This is a genomic window from uncultured Pseudomonas sp. (assembly GCF_913774235.1).
In the GTDB taxonomy this organism is placed as follows: Bacteria; Pseudomonadota; Gammaproteobacteria; order Pseudomonadales; family Pseudomonadaceae; genus Chryseomonas.
In genome coordinates, this window is the sequence record NZ_CAJYDW010000012.1 from 623,330 (window position 1) to 640,602 (window position 17,273).

At 66.2% G+C, this 17,273-nt stretch carries 15 protein-coding genes and 3 tRNA genes; all 18 read left to right on the forward strand.

The genetic code is table 11. The features are described 5' to 3' along the window. The 18 genes from astD to QZ471_RS12465 all read left to right on the forward strand — a co-directional run bounded on the left by astD (position 1) and on the right by QZ471_RS12465 (position 17,130). The gene (gene astD / locus QZ471_RS12380) at positions 1-1,464 is read left to right on the forward strand and encodes a succinylglutamate-semialdehyde dehydrogenase (protein ID WP_295464101.1); all 1,464 of its coding nucleotides are present in this window, start codon (positions 1-3) and stop codon (positions 1,462-1,464) included. Continuing rightward, positions 1,461-2,822, forward strand: coding sequence for an N-succinylarginine dihydrolase (astB, locus tag QZ471_RS12385; protein ID WP_295464103.1), 1,362 nt, complete (start codon positions 1,461-1,463; stop codon positions 2,820-2,822). Before astD ends, astB begins: the two co-directional genes overlap by 4 nt. A 14-nt stretch (positions 2,823-2,836) precedes the next feature. Then, positions 2,837-3,133 (forward strand): GTPase, encoded by a 297-nt coding sequence (locus QZ471_RS12390; RefSeq protein WP_295464105.1) that lies wholly within the window; start codon positions 2,837-2,839, stop codon positions 3,131-3,133. A 37-nt stretch (positions 3,134-3,170) separates the two neighbouring features. Next, entirely contained in the window at positions 3,171-4,178 is a 1,008-nt protein-coding gene (gene astE, locus QZ471_RS12395; protein ID WP_295464107.1) for a succinylglutamate desuccinylase, read from the forward strand. An 8-nt stretch (positions 4,179-4,186) separates the two neighbouring features. Further along, positions 4,187-5,185, forward strand: a complete 999-nt coding sequence (gene ltaE / locus QZ471_RS12400) for a low-specificity L-threonine aldolase (protein ID WP_295464109.1) — start codon at positions 4,187-4,189, stop codon at positions 5,183-5,185. A 186-nt stretch (positions 5,186-5,371) separates the two neighbouring features. Next, on the forward strand, positions 5,372-7,996 hold the full coding sequence (alaS, locus tag QZ471_RS12405) for an alanine--tRNA ligase (RefSeq protein WP_295464111.1): 2,625 nt from the start codon (positions 5,372-5,374) through the stop codon (positions 7,994-7,996). Positions 7,997-8,090: 94 nt separating this feature from the next. Next, the gene (locus QZ471_RS12410) at positions 8,091-9,326 is read left to right on the forward strand and encodes an aspartate kinase (protein WP_059227222.1); all 1,236 of its coding nucleotides are present in this window, start codon (positions 8,091-8,093) and stop codon (positions 9,324-9,326) included. A 154-nt stretch (positions 9,327-9,480) separates the two neighbouring features. Continuing rightward, the gene (csrA, locus tag QZ471_RS12415; RefSeq protein WP_007159101.1) at positions 9,481-9,666 is read left to right on the forward strand and encodes a carbon storage regulator CsrA; all 186 of its coding nucleotides are present in this window, start codon (positions 9,481-9,483) and stop codon (positions 9,664-9,666) included. Positions 9,667-9,727: 61 nt separating this feature from the next. After that, positions 9,728-9,818: transfer RNA gene (locus QZ471_RS12420), tRNA-Ser, on the forward strand. 106 nt (positions 9,819-9,924) lie between these two features. Further along, positions 9,925-10,001 (forward strand) — tRNA-Arg (locus tag QZ471_RS12425). A 60-nt stretch (positions 10,002-10,061) separates the two neighbouring features. Further along, a tRNA-Arg gene (locus QZ471_RS12430) sits at positions 10,062-10,138 on the forward strand. A gap of 211 nt (positions 10,139-10,349) precedes the next feature. After that, entirely contained in the window at positions 10,350-10,790 is a 441-nt protein-coding gene (locus QZ471_RS12435; protein WP_295464118.1) for a thioesterase family protein, read from the forward strand. A 2-nt stretch (positions 10,791-10,792) separates the two neighbouring features. Beyond that, complete coding sequence (locus QZ471_RS12440; protein ID WP_295464119.1) at positions 10,793-11,791, forward strand: tRNA-dihydrouridine synthase; 999 nt, start codon at positions 10,793-10,795, stop codon at positions 11,789-11,791. Positions 11,792-11,944: 153 nt separating this feature from the next. Next, positions 11,945-13,948 carry an FUSC family protein gene (locus QZ471_RS12445; protein WP_295464120.1) on the forward strand — a complete coding sequence of 668 codons (2,004 nt, stop codon included), beginning with the start codon at positions 11,945-11,947 and terminating at the stop codon, positions 13,946-13,948. Next, the gene (locus tag QZ471_RS12450; protein WP_295464121.1) at positions 13,935-14,138 is read left to right on the forward strand and encodes a DUF1656 domain-containing protein; all 204 of its coding nucleotides are present in this window, start codon (positions 13,935-13,937) and stop codon (positions 14,136-14,138) included. Before QZ471_RS12445 ends, QZ471_RS12450 begins: the two co-directional genes overlap by 14 nt. 29 nt (positions 14,139-14,167) lie before the next feature. Beyond that, the gene (locus QZ471_RS12455) at positions 14,168-15,070 is read left to right on the forward strand and encodes an HlyD family secretion protein (RefSeq protein WP_295464123.1); all 903 of its coding nucleotides are present in this window, start codon (positions 14,168-14,170) and stop codon (positions 15,068-15,070) included. Between the two features lie 96 nt (positions 15,071-15,166). Continuing rightward, positions 15,167-15,478 carry a DUF485 domain-containing protein gene (locus QZ471_RS12460; RefSeq protein WP_295464124.1) on the forward strand — a complete coding sequence of 104 codons (312 nt, stop codon included), beginning with the start codon at positions 15,167-15,169 and terminating at the stop codon, positions 15,476-15,478. Continuing rightward, the gene (locus QZ471_RS12465) at positions 15,475-17,130 is read left to right on the forward strand and encodes a cation acetate symporter (RefSeq protein ID WP_295464126.1); all 1,656 of its coding nucleotides are present in this window, start codon (positions 15,475-15,477) and stop codon (positions 17,128-17,130) included. The genes QZ471_RS12460 and QZ471_RS12465 overlap by 4 nt, the downstream gene beginning before the upstream one ends. Positions 17,131-17,273 lie beyond the last annotated feature (143 nt).

Below are 17,273 nucleotides of genomic sequence, written 5' to 3' on the forward strand. Positions count from 1 at the left end.
ATGGATAGCCTGTACATCGCTGGCCAGTGGCGCCCCGGTCAAGGCGAGACCTTTACCTCGCTGGATCCCTATGCCGGCGCGGTGCTCTGGGAAGGCGCCGCGGCGAGCGCTGTGGATGTCGACCAGGCCATCGCGGCCGCGCGCCTGGCCTTTCCCGCCTGGGAACGCCGCGGCCGGGCCGCGCGCCTGGACGTCCTGCAGGCCTTCGCCCAGGTGCTGCAGCAACGCCGTGCGGAGCTGGCGCGTGCCCTGGGCGAGGAAACCGGCAAGCCACTCTGGGAGGCCGATACCGAACTCGGCAGCATGATCGCCAAGGTGGCCATCTCCGCCCAGGCCGAAGAGGCCCGCGGCGGCGAGCGTTCCACCGCCCTGGCCGATGCCCGCAGCGTGACCCGCCATCGGCCGCACGGGGTCCTGGCGGTGCTGGGGCCCTACAATTTTCCGGGCCATCTGCCCAACGGCCACATCGTGCCGGCGCTGCTGGCCGGCAATACGGTGGTGTTCAAACCCAGCGAGCTGACCCCACGCTTCGCTGCCCTGACCCTGGACTGCTGGATCGCCGCCGGTCTGCCGGCCGGGGTGCTCAACCTGGTCCAGGGTGGTCGCGCCACCGGGGAAGCCCTGGCTGGCCATGCCGGCCTGGACGGCATCCTCTTCACCGGCTCCAGCACCACCGGCGCCGCCCTGCATCGGCTCAACGCGGAGCGTCCCCAGCGGCTGCTGGCGCTGGAGATGGGCGGCAACAACCCGCTGGTGGTGGCGCCCGTGGCCGACCTGGACGCGGCCGTGGTGACCATCGTCCAGTCGGCCTTTCTGTCCGCCGGACAGCGCTGCACCTGCGCCCGCCGCCTGATCGTGCCCGCGGGCGCCTGGGGCGACGCGCTGCTGGAACGCCTGGTGACCGTGAGCAGCCAGCTCACCGTTGATCGCTTCGACGCCGAGCCGGCACCCTTCATGGGCACGGTGATCTCCCTGGCGACCGCCGAGGCTCTGCTGCGCACCCAGGCCCAGCGCCTGGCTCAGGGCGCGCGCGCCCTGCTGGAGATGCGTCAGCCGGAGCCGGGTCGCGCGCTACTCACGCCGGGTATCCTGGATGTTTCGGCGATCGCCGAGCTGCCTGACGAAGAGGTCTTCGGCCCGCTGCTGCAAGTCCAGCGTTATGGCGCTTTCGACCAAGCCCTGGCGCTGGCCAACGCTACCCGCTTCGGCCTCGCCGCTGGCCTGCTGGCCGACGATCCCGCTACCTACGAAGCCTTCTGGCAGGGCGTGCGCGCCGGCATCGTCAATTGGAACCGTCCCCTTACCGGCGCGGCCAGTGCGGCGCCCTTCGGTGGGATCGGCGCCTCCGGCAACCACCGGCCCAGCGCCTACTACGCCGCGGACTACTGCGCCTTCCCGGTCGCCTCGCTGGAAAGCGACGCCTTGCACCTGCCCACCCAACTGCCCCCAGGACTACCGCTATGAGTCACGTCGCCCGCGCTGCTCGGGAGGTCAACTTCGACGGCCTGGTCGGCCCGACCCACAACTATGCCGGCCTGTCCTACGGCAACGTGGCGTCCCAGGCCAGCAAGCAGCTGCGTTCCAATCCGCGCGAAGCGGCGCGTCAGGGCCTGGCCAAGATGCAGGCGCTGATGGAGCTGGGCTTCGAACAGGGGGTGCTGGCACCCCACGAACGACCCGACATCGCCTCGTTGCGCCGCCTCGGCTTCGCCGGCAGCGATGCCCAGGTGCTGGAAGGCGCCGCGCGTGAAGCCCTGCCGTTGCTGCTTTCCGCCAGCTCCGCCTCGGCCATGTGGACGGCCAACGCCGCCACCGTCAGCCCGAGCGCCGACACCCGTGATAGCCGCGTGCATTTCACCCCGGCCAACCTGGCCTGCAAGTTCCACCGCAGCCTGGAGCCGGCCACCACGGCACGCATCCTCCAGGCGATGTTCCGCGATCCCGAGCATTTCCAGCACCATGCGCCGCTGCCTTCGGTGGCCCAGTTCGGCGACGAGGGCGCGGCCAACCATACGAGATTCAGTCGTGATCATGGCGCGCCGGGGGTGGAATTCTTCGTCTTCGGCCGCAGCGCCTTCGATCCGCGCTATCCCGAGCCCCACCGCTACCCCGCGCGGCAGACCCTGGAAGCCTCCCAGGCCATCGCCCGGCTCCACGGCCTGGACGAGGAGGGCGTGGTCTTCGCCCAGCAGAATCCCGCGGTGGTGGACCAGGGCGTCTTCCACAACGACGTCATCTCGGTGGGCAACGCCCAGGTACTCTTTCATCACGAGGACGCCTTCCTCGACAGTCCGCGCATCCTCGACGAGCTGAGCGAGAAACTGGCGCGGCGCGGCGGCGAGTTGCAGCGGCTCTGCGTGCGCCGCAGCGAGATCAGCGTCGGCGATGCGGTGCGCTCCTACCTGTTCAATAGCCAGTTGCTGGACCGGCCCGGTCAGGGCGCGCTGCTGGTGGTGCCCGACGAATGCCGGCAGAACGCCGCAGTCTGGGACTACCTGCAGGCCCAGGTGAGCGGCCAGGGGCCGCTGGGCGAGGTCAAGGTCTTCGATCTGAAGCAGAGCATGCAGAACGGCGGGGGGCCCGCCTGCCTGCGGCTGCGGGTAGCGCTCAAGGCGGAGGAACTGGCCGCGGTGAACCCCGGGGTGCGCTTCACCCCGGCGCTGCACGCCCAGTTGCTGGACTGGGTGGATCGCCACTACCGTGATCGCCTGGACCCGGCCGACCTCGCCGATCCGCAGCTGCTGGGCGAGGTCCGCACCGCCCTGGACGAGCTGACGCAGTTGCTGGGCCTCGGCTCGGTCTATCCCTTCCAATTGCCCTGATGCCCGGAGCCTCCATGAGCCATCGTCTCGACCTCGTCCTCGAATCCACCACCGACCAGCAGCAGGAACTGCAGGTCCAGCGCCTGGCCATCCGTCTGGCCGGCCGCGACCTCTGGCTGGAAGCCGATGGTGCCGGTGGCCTCAATATCTTCGCCGACTCCCAGGACGACGAAGACCAGACCCCGGTGCTGGTGCTGCGGCCCCAGGCCCTGAATGCCCTTGGCCTATCCATCGCTTTCGAGACCTTCGCCGACGACGGCGATGAGAATCATGTCCATGACGCCGATTGCGGTTGCGGCCACGATCATTGAGTATCTAGCCCCGACACGTCGCTCAGTGGAGTAGAGCATGGCTGCACCTGAACGTTATCGGTTGGCCCTTGGCCGCCTGCTGGACCTGACCCTGGCCGGCCGCGAGCCGACCGAGAAGATTCAACTGACCGCCGACGGTACCCGTCTCCACTGGTTGACCGAGGGCGTCCTGGAAGTGACGCCGCCGCTGGCGCGGGACAACGGCATGGACCTGCTGCTCTCGGCCGGTATCCATGGCAACGAGACGGCGCCCATGGAGCTGCTCGACGACCTGCTCGGCGCCATCGCCAGCGGTGCCCTGCGCCCCGCCAGTCGCCTGCTCTTCATGTTCGGCAATCCCGACGCCATGCGACGCGGGACCCGCTACCTGGAGCAGGATCTCAATCGCCTGTTCAATGGTCGCCACGCCCAGGCCGAAGGCCCGGAGGCGCAACGCGCCAACGATCTCGAGCGGCTGTCCGCGCAATTCTTCAGCAAGCCCGGGCGTGCCCGCCTGCACTACGACCTGCACACCGCCTTGCGTGCCTCGGCGCTGCCGCGCTTCGCCCTCTATCCCTGGAGCGCCGGTCGCCAGCATTCGGAAGCGGAACTGCAGCGCCTCGAAGCCGCGGGCATCGAAGCCGTGCTGCTCTACGACAAACCCGGCATTACCTTCAGCGCCTACACCTATGCCGAATGCCAGGCCGAAGCCCTGACCCTGGAGCTAGGCCAGGCCCGCCCCTTCGGCGAGAACAGCGAGCTGGACCTGAGCCGCCTGCGGCTGATGCTCGAAGCCCTGATCGAAGGTCGCGAAGCCGAATTGCCGCCGCCGGATTCGTCACTGCTGCGCTTTCGCGTGGCGCGGCAGGTGTACAAGTCCAGCCCGCGCTTCCAACTGCACCTGGCCGACGACGTGGCCAACTTCTCGCCGCTGCGCCAGGGCTCGCTGCTGGCCGAGGATGGCAGCGAGCGCTGGATCGTCGACGAAGCCGATGCGCGCATCATCTTTCCCAACCCCAAGGTCGCCGTCGGCCTGCGCGCTGGGCTCATCGTGGTCCCAGCTTAGAGGTAGCCATGATCGACCTGCGTAGCGATACCGTCACCCAGCCCACGCCGGCCATGCGCCAGGCCATGCTGGAGGCCGAGGTCGGCGATGACGTCTACGGCGAAGACCCCACCGTCACGCGCCTGGAACAGCGCCTCGCCGGCGATCTCGGCCTGGCCGCGGGACTCTTCGTGCCCAGCGGCACCATGAGCAACCTGCTGGGTCTGCTGGCACATTGCGAGCGGGGTGACGAGTACCTGGTGGGGCAGCAGGCCCATACCTACAAATACGAGGGCGGTGGCGCCGCGGTGCTGGGTTCGATCCAGCCGCAGCCCATCGAGATGGCCGCCGACGGCAGCCTGGACCTCGAGCTGGTGCGCAGCTACATCAAGGCCGACGACTTCCACTTCGCCCGTACCCGGCTGCTGGCACTGGAAAACACCATGCATGGGAAGGTGCTGCCGCTGGACTATCTGGCGGCAGCGCGAGCCTTTACCCGGGAGCACGGCCTGGCCCTGCACCTGGACGGTGCCAGGCTGTACAACGCGGCGGTCAAGCTGGGCGTGCCCGTGCGCGAGATCAGCCAGCATTTCGATTCGGTGTCGGTCTGCCTGTCCAAGGGTCTCGGTGCCCCGGTCGGCTCGGTACTCTGCGGCGATGCCGCCCTTATCGCCAAGGCGCGGTGCTGGCGCAAGGTGGTCGGCGGCGGCATGCGCCAGGCCGGCCTGCTGGCGGCGGCGGGACTCCATGTCCTCGACCATCATGTCGAGCGCCTGGCCGAGGATCACGCCCACGCCGCGCAACTCGGCAATGCCCTGGCCGAACTCGGCTACCAGGTGGAGCCGGTGCAGACCAACATGGTCTATCTCGCCCTGGGCGACGCGGCGCCCGCCCTGCAGGCCTTCCTCGCCGAGCGCGGCATCCGCATCAGCCCGGCACCGCGGCTGCGGCTGGTCACCCATCTGGACGTCAGCGCGGCCGATATCGCCGCCGTGATCGCCGCTTTCGCCGCCTACCGCCGCGGCTAAGTCTTTCGACGACGTTTTTCCTGCGCAACCGGGGCGACACCGGGGCGCGGGCGTCGATATACTCCCAGGCATGCGTGTCCGTTTTCCGCACGTGCCGCGTCTGCGGCGCCCGCTTCGTTCGTCTCGTCTGCGATCCAGGTCGGATGCCCGTCACGCGCGTCGAAAAGCCCATTGTCTGGAATGAATATGAAAAGCGCCGAAATCCGCGAAGCCTTCCTCCGCTTCTTCGAAGAGAAGGGGCACACCCGCGTCGCCTCCAGTTCGCTGATCCCCGCGAACGATCCGACCCTGCTGTTCACCAATGCCGGGATGAACCAGTTCAAGGACTGCTTCCTGGGCATGGAAAAGCGCAGCTATACCCGCGCCGCCACCAGCCAGAAATGCGTGCGTGCCGGCGGCAAGCACAATGACCTGGAAAACGTCGGCTACACGGCGCGTCACCACACCTTCTTCGAGATGCTGGGCAACTTCAGCTTCGGCGACTACTTCAAACGCGACGCCATCACCTTCGCCTGGGAATTCCTCACCTCGCCGAACTGGCTGGGCCTGCCCCGGGAAAAGCTCTGGGTCACCGTCTATGCCACCGATGACGAGGCCTACGACATCTGGACCAAGGAAGTCGGGGTGCCCGAGGCGCAGATGGTGCGCATCGGCGACAACAAGGGCGCGCCCTACGCCTCGGACAACTTCTGGACCATGGGCGACACCGGTCCCTGCGGCCCCTGCACCGAGATCTTCTTCGACCACGGTCCCGAGATATGGGGCGGCCCGCCCGGCTCCCCGGAAGAAGACGGCGATCGCTACATCGAGATCTGGAACAACGTCTTCATGCAGTTCAACCGCACCGCCGATGGCGTCCTGCATCCGCTGCCGGCGCCCAGCGTCGACACCGGCATGGGCCTGGAGCGGGTGAGCGCCGTGCTGCAGCAAGTGCACTCGAACTACGAGATCGACCTGTTCCAGAACCTGCTGGCGGCTTCGGCCGAGGCCATCGGCTGCGCCAACGACGACGCCCCGTCGCTCAAGGTGGTGGCCGACCACATCCGCTCCTGCAGCTTCCTGATCGCCGATGGCGTGCTGCCGTCCAACGAAGGTCGCGGCTACGTGCTGCGCCGCATCATTCGCCGCGCCTGCCGCCACGGCAACAAGCTGGGTGCCAAGGGCACCTTCTTCCACAAGATCGTCGGCGCCCTGGTGGCCGAGATGGGCCAGGCCTATCCCGAGCTGGTCCAGCAGCAGGCGCACATCGAGCGCGTGCTGCGCACCGAGGAAGAGCAGTTCGCCAAGACCCTGGAACAGGGTCTGAAGATCCTCGAGCAGGATCTGGCGCAACTCCAGGGCGACACCATCCCCGGTGACGTGGTGTTCAAGCTCTATGACACCTACGGCTTCCCGGTGGATCTGACCAACGACATTGCCCGCGAGCGCAACCTGACCCTCGACGAGGCAGGTTTCGAACGCGAGATGGAGGCCCAGCGCGAGCGGGCTCGTTCCGCCAGCGCCTTCGGCGTGGACTACAACAGCCTGGTCAAGGTCGAGGGCGAGACCCGCTTCCTCGGTTACGACACCACCAGTGCCTCGGGCACCATCGTCGCCCTGTACCGCGCCGGCCAGCCAGTGGACAGCCTGGCCGAAGGCGAGGAGGGCGTGGTCATCCTCGACCAGACGCCGTTCTACGGTGAGTCCGGTGGCCAGGTCGGTGATACCGGTACCCTGGAAAGCGCCGGCGTCAGCTTCGCCGTGCGCGACACCACCAAGACCCAAGGCGCCTTCCTGCACCACGGCGTGGTGACCAAGGGCAGCCTCAATGTCGGCACCGCGCTGATGGCCCAGGTCGACGCTGGCCGCCGCCAGGGCATCGCCCTGAACCACTCCGGCACCCACCTGCTGCACGCCGCGCTGCGCCAGGTGCTGGGCGATCACGTCCACCAGAAGGGCTCCCTGGTCAACGACCAGCGCCTGAGATTCGACTTCAGCCACTTCGAGGCCATCAAGCCCGAAGAGCTCAAGCGCATCGAGGCCATCGTCAACGAAGAGATCCGCAAGAACAGCGCGGTCACCACCGAAGTCATGGCCATCGACGAGGCCAAGGCCCGCGGCGCCATGGCGCTGTTCGGCGAGAAGTACGGCGACGTGGTACGCGTGGTCGGCATGGGCGGTGAATTCTCCGTCGAGCTGTGCGGCGGTACCCACGTCGCCCAGACCGGCGACATTGGCCTGCTCAAGCTGGTCAGCGAAGGCGGCGTGGCCTCCGGCGTGCGTCGCGTGGAGGCCATCACCGGCACCGCGGCCCTGGCCTATCTGAATGGCGCCGAAGAGCAGCTGCGCGAAGCCGCCAGCCTGCTCAAGGGCAGCCGCGACAACGTGCTGGACAAGCTGGCCGCGCTGGTTGAGCGCAATCGCCAGCTGGAAAAGGAAATCGAGCAGCTCAAGGCCAAGGCCGCCAGTGCCTCTGCCGGTGACCTGGTCGACCAGGCGGTGGACGTCAAGGGTGTCAAGGTCCTCAGTGCGCGCCTGGACGGCCTTGATGGCAAGGCATTGCTGGCGCTGGTCGACCAACTGAAGAACAAGCTGGGCAGCGGCATCATCCTGCTGGGCGGCGAAGCCGACGGCAAGGTGGTACTGGTGGCCGGTGTCACCGCCGACCTGACCGCCAAACTCAAGGCGGGCGAGCTGATGAAGCGCGCCGCGGCGGTGGTCGGCGGCAAGGGTGGCGGTCGTCCGGACATGGCCCAGGGTGGCGGCACCGATGCCAGCCAACTCGAAGCCGCCCTGGCCTGTGCGGGCCAATACGCCGGAGAAAGCCTCTAAGGTTTCCACGGCGGGCGCGGGCGGCCAGGGGAGGGCGGCCCGACACCTCATCCAACAATGTAAATCAGATTTTTCTGCGGACGGGCAGCAAGCAATGGCATTGATCGTACAGAAATTCGGCGGTACCTCGGTGGGTACGGTGGAGCGTATCGAGCAGGTCGCCGACAAGGTGAAACGCTTCCATGAAGCGGGCGACGAGATCGTGGTGGTGGTATCGGCCATGAGTGGTGAGACCAATCGCCTGATCGGCCTGGCCAAGCAGATCATGGAGCAACCCGATCCGCGTGAGCTGGACGTCATGGTCTCCACCGGCGAACAGGTCACCATCGGCCTGCTGGCCATGGCGCTGCTCAAGCGCGGCGTCCAGGCGGTGTCCTATACCGGCAGCCAGGTGCGCATCCTCACCGACAGCGCCCATACCAAGGCGCGCATCCAGCAGATCGACGACGCGCGCATCCGTGCCGACCTCAAGGCGCGCAAGGTGGTGGTCGTGGCCGGCTTCCAGGGCGTCGACGAGCAGGGCAACATCACCACCCTGGGCCGGGGTGGTTCCGACACCACCGGCGTGGCCCTGGCGGCCGCGCTGAAGGCCGACGAGTGCCAGATCTACACCGACGTCGACGGCGTCTACACCACCGACCCCCGTGTGGTGCCCCAGGCCCAGCGCCTGGACAAGATCACCTTCGAAGAGATGCTGGAAATGGCCAGCCTCGGCTCCAAGGTGCTGCAGATCCGCTCGGTGGAGTTCGCCGGCAAGTACAACGTGCCGCTGCGTGTGCTGCACAGCTTCCAGGAGGGTCCGGGCACCCTCATTACCCTTGATGAAGAGGAATCCATGGAACAGCCGATCATCTCCGGCATCGCCTTCAACCGTGACGAAGCCAAGCTCACCATTCGCGGTGTGCCGGATACCCCCGGCGTGGCCTTCAAGATCCTCGGCCCGATCAGTGCCGCCAACATCGAAGTCGACATGATCGTGCAGAACGTGGCGCACGATAACACCACCGACTTCACCTTCACCGTGCACCGCAACGACTACCAGAGCGCCCTGGAGATCCTCAAGCGCACCGGCGTCGAGATTGGCGCGCGGGAGTCGGTGGGCGACACCAAGATCGCCAAGGTGTCCATCGTCGGCGTGGGCATGAGATCCCATGCCGGCGTGGCCAGCCAGATGTTCGAAGCCCTGGCCAAGGAGAGCATCAACATCCAGATGATCTCCACCTCCGAGATCAAGGTCTCGGTGGTGATCGAGGAGAAATACCTCGAGCTGGCCGTGCGCGCCTTGCACACCGCCTTCGAACTCGACGCCCCGGCACGCGGCGCCGAGTGACCATGAAGCGAGGCCCCTGCCACAGGGGTCTCATCTATCGCCCAGGCTGCGGAACTTTCCTTGCATGAATGCAGGTCAATAGCGACTAGAGGGTCCATTCAGGGATCGTTCCGGGTTATTCGTGCAGACTGGGTTAAAGCTTAAGGAGAATGGAATGCTTATTTTGACTCGTCGGGTTGGTGAGACCCTGATGGTAGGTGACGAAGTCACCGTGACGGTGCTGGGAGTCAAGGGCAACCAGGTCCGCATCGGTGTCAACGCGCCCAAGGAAGTCGCGGTTCATCGCGAGGAAATCTACCAGCGCATCCAGAAGGAAAAGGACCAAGAACCAAACCACTGATTTTTTTTGAATTTTTCTCTTTGCAAATGGGCAAACCTTCGATATAGTTTCGCCCCGTTGCGGTGAGGTGGCCGAGTGGCCGAAGGCGCTCCCCTGCTAAGGGAGTACACCTCAAAAGGGTGTCGAGGGTTCGAATCCCTCCCTCACCGCCATTTGCAAGATCTGGCTCCGCTGTACTGACCTCGAAGGTAAGTACCTGATAAACAAGCAAATTTGCTTGACACATCAGAAACGGTAGCTAGAATACGCAGCTTCAACGCACTCGTAGCTCAGCTGGATAGAGTACTCGGCTACGAACCGAGCGGTCGGAGGTTCGAATCCTCCCGAGTGCGCCAAATCGACGAAGCCTCTGGCTTCAGCAGTACCAGCGGTGTTCTGGCTAAACGCACCGAAACGCACTCGTAGCTCAGCTGGATAGAGTACTCGGCTACGAACCGAGCGGTCGGAGGTTCGAATCCTCCCGAGTGCGCCAAACATGAAGAAGGGCCTGCAGCGATGCAGGCCCTTTTTTATTGCCCATGGATTAGGGTTTATTGCTCCAGACTCCAAGGTTGTGGGTTTATTGGCGGGACTGGCTATAGCGTCGTATTTATTTGCTTGGGCTGGACCCGATAGCCACGGCCAACGAATTCTTCGAAGCCTCACCTTTATCCGAATATTGCCTTGCCAGTGAGGGTTGCATCATGCAGTGGGACAGACCCGCTCCGCACCTTATGCCGCTGCGGATCGGTGCCGAGCACATCGACGGTCTGGGGCATGCCAATAATGCCGCCTACGTGACCTGGCTGGAGCAATGCGCCTGGCAACACTCCAGCGCCCTGGGGCTGGATCTGGCGACCTTCCAGCGGCTGGATCGGGCGATGGCCGTCGTCCGCCACGAAATCGATTACCTCGTCAGTGGCCGCCAGGATGACGAGTTGCTACTGGGCACCTGGCTGGTGGACTGGGATCGCCGCCTGCGCATGACGCGCCAGTTCCAGCTGCAGCGCCCCGCCGATGGCGTGACCTTGCTGCGCGCCCGGACGACCTTCGTCTGCATCGAACTCTCGTCCGGCAAGCCTAAGCGCATGCCGGCCGAGTTCCTGGCCGGTTACGGCCAGGCTTTGCCGGGGGAGGGGAGCTAACCATGGAGATCGCCCTGGCGCCCATGGAGGGTCTCGTCGACGACATCCTGCGCGAGTTGCTGACCGAGGTCGGTGGACTCGACTGGTGCGTGAGCGAATTCATCCGCATCTGCGACCGCCTGTTGCCCGCGGCGGCCTTTGCCAAGCTGGCGCCGGAGCTGGCGCAGGGCGCACGGACGCCCTCGGGTACGCCCATGCGGGTGCAACTGTTGGGGTCGGATCCGGCCTGCCTCGCCGACAACGCCGCCTTTGCCTGCACCCTGGGCGCGCCGGTCATCGATCTCAACTTCGGCTGCCCGGCCAAGACCGTCAACAAGTCCCGCGGCGGGGCGGTGTTGCTCAAGGAGCCCGAACTGCTCAACCGCATCGTCGAGAGCGTCCGCCAGGCCGTGCCGGCGGCCATTCCGGTGACTGCCAAGATGCGTCTGGGCTACGACAGCCCGGACAGCGCCCTGGCCTGCGCCGAGGCCCTGGCGGATGGCGGCGCGGCGCAACTGGTGGTCCATGCACGGACCAAGGTCGAGGGCTATCGTCCGCCGGCGCACTGGGAGTGGGTGGCGCGGGTGGCCGACCGGGTCGCCGTGCCGGTACTGGCCAATGGCGAGATCTGGACCTTGGATGATTACTGGCGCTGCCGCAGCGTCAGCGGCCAGGCCGCGGTAATGCTGGGTCGTGGTCTGGTCTCGCGCCCGGACCTGGCGCTGCAGATCGCCGCGGCCGTGCGCGGTGAGGAGGTGCGCCCCCTGGGCTGGGTCGAGATCCTGCCGCTGGTGCAGCGTTTCTGGCTGATGGCCCAGCGCAAACTGGCACCGCGCTACGCCCCCGGACGGCTAAAGCAATGGCTCGGCATGCTGACGCGCAGTTATCCCGAGGCCGCGACCCTGTTCGCCCAGGTGCGGCGCGAATCCGATTGCGCGCTGATCGACCGCCTGCTCGGCATGACCGGGCAAAACCCTGTCAACCTTGATCTCGATCAAGAACGCCGGCCGCAACTCGTCTAGTCTGCAAGGAGTAGTGACGACGGAGCGTTGTCGCTCGAGCACGCAAGGCACTTCAGGCGACCCCGGGTCGCCTTTTTTTCGTCTGCTGCAGCGGCCGGAACTTAGCCTGCACAGCGCGGCCTATGCTGGATCTCCGGCAAGCCAAGAACCTCAGTGCGCCTACCCTGGACGGTCTTTCTCGCACCCACGCCCGCGGCACTGGTCTTTGCCGGCAAGACCCTGTTCGCCGCCGGATTGGCGCTGTGGCTGGCCTTTCGTTTCAGTCTCGAACAACCGGTCTGGGCCTGCATGACGGTGATGATCGTGTCCCAGCCATTGTCGGGCATGGTGGTGGCCAAGGGGCTGTTCCGCCTGCTCGGCACCCTGGTCGGCACCTGCATGGCGGTAGTGCTCATGGGGCTGTTCGCCCAGATGCCCTGGCTGTTCCTGCTCGCCCTGGCCAGTTGGATGGCGCTCTGTACGGCTGCCTCCACGCTGCTGCGCAACCACTTCTCCTACGGCTTCGTGCTGGCCGGCTATACGGTCGCCATCATCGGCCTGCCGGCCATCGCCCATCCGCTGACGGTGTTCGACCAGGCGGTAGCCCGCTGTACCGAGATCTGCCTGGGAATCGTGGTGGCCTCGGCGGTGAGCGCCCTGGTCTGGCCACAGCGGGTCGAGCAGACCCTGGCCGCCCAGGCGCGGCGGACCTGGGAGCAGGGCGTGGCGGCGGCGCGGGCAGAGCTGGCCGGGGCCGAGGATGCCACCCAGGGCCTGCTCGCCATGCTCGGTCAGGTAGTGGCGGTGGATGCTCAGCGCGACCACACCTGGTTCGAAGGTCAGCGCGGTCGGCAACGCGCGAGGGCGTTGCGTCTGCTCTCGCGCGACCTGCTCAGTCTACTGCGCACCGCCCGCGGTGCCATGCGCCAGTGGCGTGGCCTGGACGAGCCCCGCAGGGCCGCCCTGCAGCCCTGGCGCGACGAACTGCTAGCGACCCTGGTCGACCCCCAGGCTGCCGCCCTGGAAGCCCTCCTGCAGCGTCTGAGAGCGGCTGCAGGCACCGCTCCGGAGCTGGACAACGATCAGCGCTACCTACTGGCCCGTTTCGCCATCCTGCTGGACAAGATTTTGCTGGCCAGTCGCGCCCTGGACAGCGTCCATACGGCGCAGCTCAGCGCCGTGGCGCCTTCGGCCCTGGCCCGCCATCGCGATCTGCAGACGGCGCTGCTCTACGGCCTGCGCAGCGCCAGCGCGCTGCTCGGGGTGGGTGTGTTCTGGCTGGCCAGCGCCTGGCCCTCGGCACCGGGCGCCATGCTCATGGCCGGAGTGATCTGCAGTCTGTTCGCCAATCGCGACAACGCCGTCACCATCGGCTTCGGCTTCCTGCGCGGCATCCTCTACGCCGCCCCGGTCGCCATCCTCATCAGCCAGGTGCTGCTGCCGCAGATTTCCGGCTATCCCTTGCTCTGCCTGGTGCTGGGGGTGCCGTTGTTCTTCGCCGCCCTGGGGATGGCCGGCCCGCCGGCGGTGGTGGGCACGGCGACGGCCTTCGCCATTCACCTGCTGGTTCTGGTTTCGCCGAGCAACCAGGGGCAGGTGGACATGGCGGCCTTGCTCAATCAGCTGCAAAGTCTGCTGATCGGCGTCGGCTTCGCAGTGCTGATGTTTCGGCTGATCAGCCTGCGCACGCCACGGCGTACCAGTCGCCGCATCCTGGAAGCCACCACCTACGACCTGCAGCGCCTGACCAGGGTACCCCTGGCCAACGCCGAGACCTGGTTCGGTGGACGCATGGCGGATCGCCTGCTGCTGCTGGCACGGCATATCGAGCAACTGCCGGTCGGCGAGCGCCGGCGCTGGGAGCAGGGGCTGCTGGCGCTCGATCTGGGCAATGAGCTGCTGCACCTGCGCGCCTGCCTGGCCGGTGCCCAGGGCGAGGTGGCGCAGGCCCGGGACGCTTTTTTGGCGCGTTTCGCCGAGCAGTTGGCGGTGGGCTTCGGCGCCCTGAAGCCAGGCGCCCTGGACGAGGCCGCGAGTCGCCTGCGCCTGGCCCTGGAGGGGGCGCTGGACGATGAGCCCCATCGGCTCGCCCGCGGCGCCATCGGTCAACTCCAGCAGACCTGGCGCGGCTGCTGTCTGAAGGCGGAGCAGGAGGAGGGCGCTTATGAATCTGCATGAGTGGGCGATCGGCGGGGTCTATCTCGGGCCGCTGTTCGTCTATGGCGTCCTGGCCCTGCTCCTGACCGCGCTGTCCCTGTGGCTGCTGCAGCGCAGCGGGCTGGGACGCTACCTGTGGCACAGCGCTCTGTTCGGCTGCGCCCTGTTCGTGCTCTGGCTGGCCGGCATCGTCGCCGTCCTGGCTACCTGAGCACCATCAACAAGAGGATCGAGACGGCGATGCACAAGACCCTGCGTGTGGCGGTAACCCTGGTCGTGGTACTGCTCGCGGTACTGGCCGGCAGCTGGCTGTGGCACTTCTATCTCTATACGCCCTGGACACGGGATGCGCGGGTTCGCGCCGATGTGGTGGTGGTGGCGCCCGACGTGTCCGGCTGGGTCACCCGCCTGGCGGTGGTGGACAACCAGCTGGTGAAGCCCGGGGACCTGCTGATGCAGATCGACCAGCAGCGCTACCAGGCCAATCTGGAGCATGCCAAGGCGGTGGCCGAGACCCGCCAGCAGCAGTTGCGCCTGCGCGAGAGCGAGGCCGCGCGCCGCCTGCGACTGGGCACCAGCGCCATCAGCGCCGAGGATCGTGAGACGGCTCAGGTCAACGTCGCCGTGGCCCGCAGCCAGTACCAGGAGGCCCTGAGCGACGTCAACCTGGCCCAGATCAACCTGGACCGCAGTCGGGTGCTGGCGCCGCGGGAAGGGCGCATCACCAACCTCAGGTTCGCCGGGGGCAACTACGTACAGACCGGCCAGGCGGTGATGGCCCTGGTGGATACCCGCTCCTTCTACGTAATGGCCTACTTTGAGGAGACCAAGATTCCCCATATCCATCCTGGGGATGCGGTGCAGGTGCGCTTGATGAATCACGCTGCGCCCCTGCAGGGAAGGGTGGCGAGCATCAGCAGCGGTATCACCGACCGCAACGCGGCCAACGATGCCCAACTGCTGGCCAACGTCGAGCCGACCTTCAACTGGGTGCGCCTGGCCCAGCGCATCCCGGTGCGTATCGAGCTGCTGGACGTCCCCGCGGATATCCACCTCAGTGCGGGAATGACGGCCAGCGTTTCGGTGCTCGATGGCGAGGGTCACCACCCGCTGCAGGGCTGGCGTCGGCTCTGGGATTACTGAGGCCTGGAGGGGTACGACTAAAGTCGTCTGGAAGCCTTACCGGGCGGGCCTAGAGTAGAGCTCGACGCTCCCGTCATGCTGTAAGGAACAACAATAATGAATGACAGCACCTACCGGCGGATTGAAGCCAGTCCGCGTTTCAAAGAACTGGTGGCCAAGCGCGAGCGATTCGCCTGGACGCTTTCCGCCATCATGCTCGGACTCTATTCCGCCTTCATCCTGCTGATCGCCTTCGCGCCCAAGGTCCTCGGTACCCGCATCCATGCGGAAACCGCGATGACCTGGGGGATCCCGCTCGGCGTCGGTCTGATCCTTTCGGCCTTCATCCTGACCGGCATCTACGTACGCCGGGCCAATGGCGAGTTCGATCGGCTCAACGGGGAAATCCTCCGGGAGGTGCAGTCATGAGACGTCTTCTCCTAGCCGCCGGTCTGCTCGGCCTCGCACCCTCGCTCTGGGCGGCCGATGCCATCAGTGGCGCGGTGCAGCGCCAGCCGCTGAACCTGCATGCCATCCTCATGTTCGTGGCCTTCGTCGGGGCCACCCTGGGCATCACCTACTGGGCCTCCAAGCGTAACCGTTCGGCCGCCGACTACTACGCCGCGGGCGGTCGCATCACCGGCTTCCAGAATGGCCTGGCCATCGCCGGCGACTACATGTCGGCGGCTTCCTTCCTGGGTATTTCCGCCCTGGTATTCACCTCGGGCTACGATGGCCTGATCTACTCCATCGGCTTCCTGGTGGGCTGGCCGATCATTCTGTTCCTGATCGCCGAACGCCTGCGCAACCTTGGCAAGTACACCTTCGCCGACGTGGCTTCTTATCGGCTCAAGCAGAAGGACATCCGGACCCTGTCCGCCTGTGGCTCCCTGGTGGTGGTGGCGCTCTACCTGATCGCCCAGATGGTCGGTGCCGGCAAACTGATCCAGCTGCTGTTCGGCCTGGACTACAGCATCGCCGTGGTGCTGGTAGGCATCCTCATGGTGCTTTATGTGCTCTTCGGCGGCATGCTGGCCACCACCTGGGTGCAGATCATCAAGGCGGTGCTGCTGCTGTCCGGCGCCAGTTTCATGGCCTTCATGGTGATGAAGCACGTCGGCTTCGACTTCAACCGGCTGTTCGCCGAAGCCATCGCCGTGCATCCCAAGGGTGAGGCCATCATGAGCCCCGGTGGCCTGGTGAAGGACCCGATCTCGGCCTTCTCCCTGGGCCTGGCGCTGATGTTCGGCACCGCCGGCCTGCCGCACATTCTGATGCGCTTCTTCACCGTCAGCGATGCCAAGGAAGCCCGCAAGAGCGTGTTCTACGCCACCGGCTTCATCGGCTACTTCTACATCCTGACCTTCATCATCGGCTTCGGCGCCATTCTGCTGGTCAGCACCAACCCAGCCTTCAAGGACGCCGCCGGCGCCCTGCTGGGCGGCAACAACATGGCGGCGGTGCACCTGGCCAACGCCGTGGGCGGCAGCATCTTCCTCGGCTTCATCTCGGCGGTGGCCTTCGCCACCATCCTGGCGGTGGTGGCCGGCCTGACCCTGGCCGGTGCCTCGGCGGTCTCCCACGACCTCTACGCCAGCGTCATCAAGAAGGGTAAGGCCAACGAGAAGGACGAGATCCGCGTCTCCAAGATGACCACCGTCGCCCTGGGCGTGGTCGCCATCGCCCTGGGTATCCTCTTCGAGAAGCAGAACATCGCCTTCATGGTGGGTCTGGCGTTCTCCATCGCCGCCAGCTGCAACTTCCCCATCCTGCTGCTCTCGATGTACTGGAAGCGGCTGACCACCCGCGGTGCCATGATCGGTGGCTGGCTCGGCCTGATCACCGCGGTGGCCCTGATGGTGCTCGGCCCGACCATCTGGGTGACCATCCTTGGTCATGCCAAGCCGATCTATCCCTATGAGTACCCGGCGCTGTTCTCCATCGCCGTGGCCTTCATCGGTATCTGGTTCTTCTCCATCACCGACAAGTCGGCGGCCGCCGAGGAAGAGCGGGCGCGCTTCTACCCGCAGTTCGTCAGATCCCAGACCGGCCTGGGTGCCAGCGGTGCCGTCGCCCACTGACGGTTTGCCCGGTTAGGCCAAAGCCCGGATCGAGCCATCGATCTGGGCTTTTTCATGGACCGGTGACTGATCCTGAAGAGGAAATCCGCAGTCTGGTCACCCGCAACGGGATTTTTCCGTAGCCAGCGGGGGTCCATGGAATA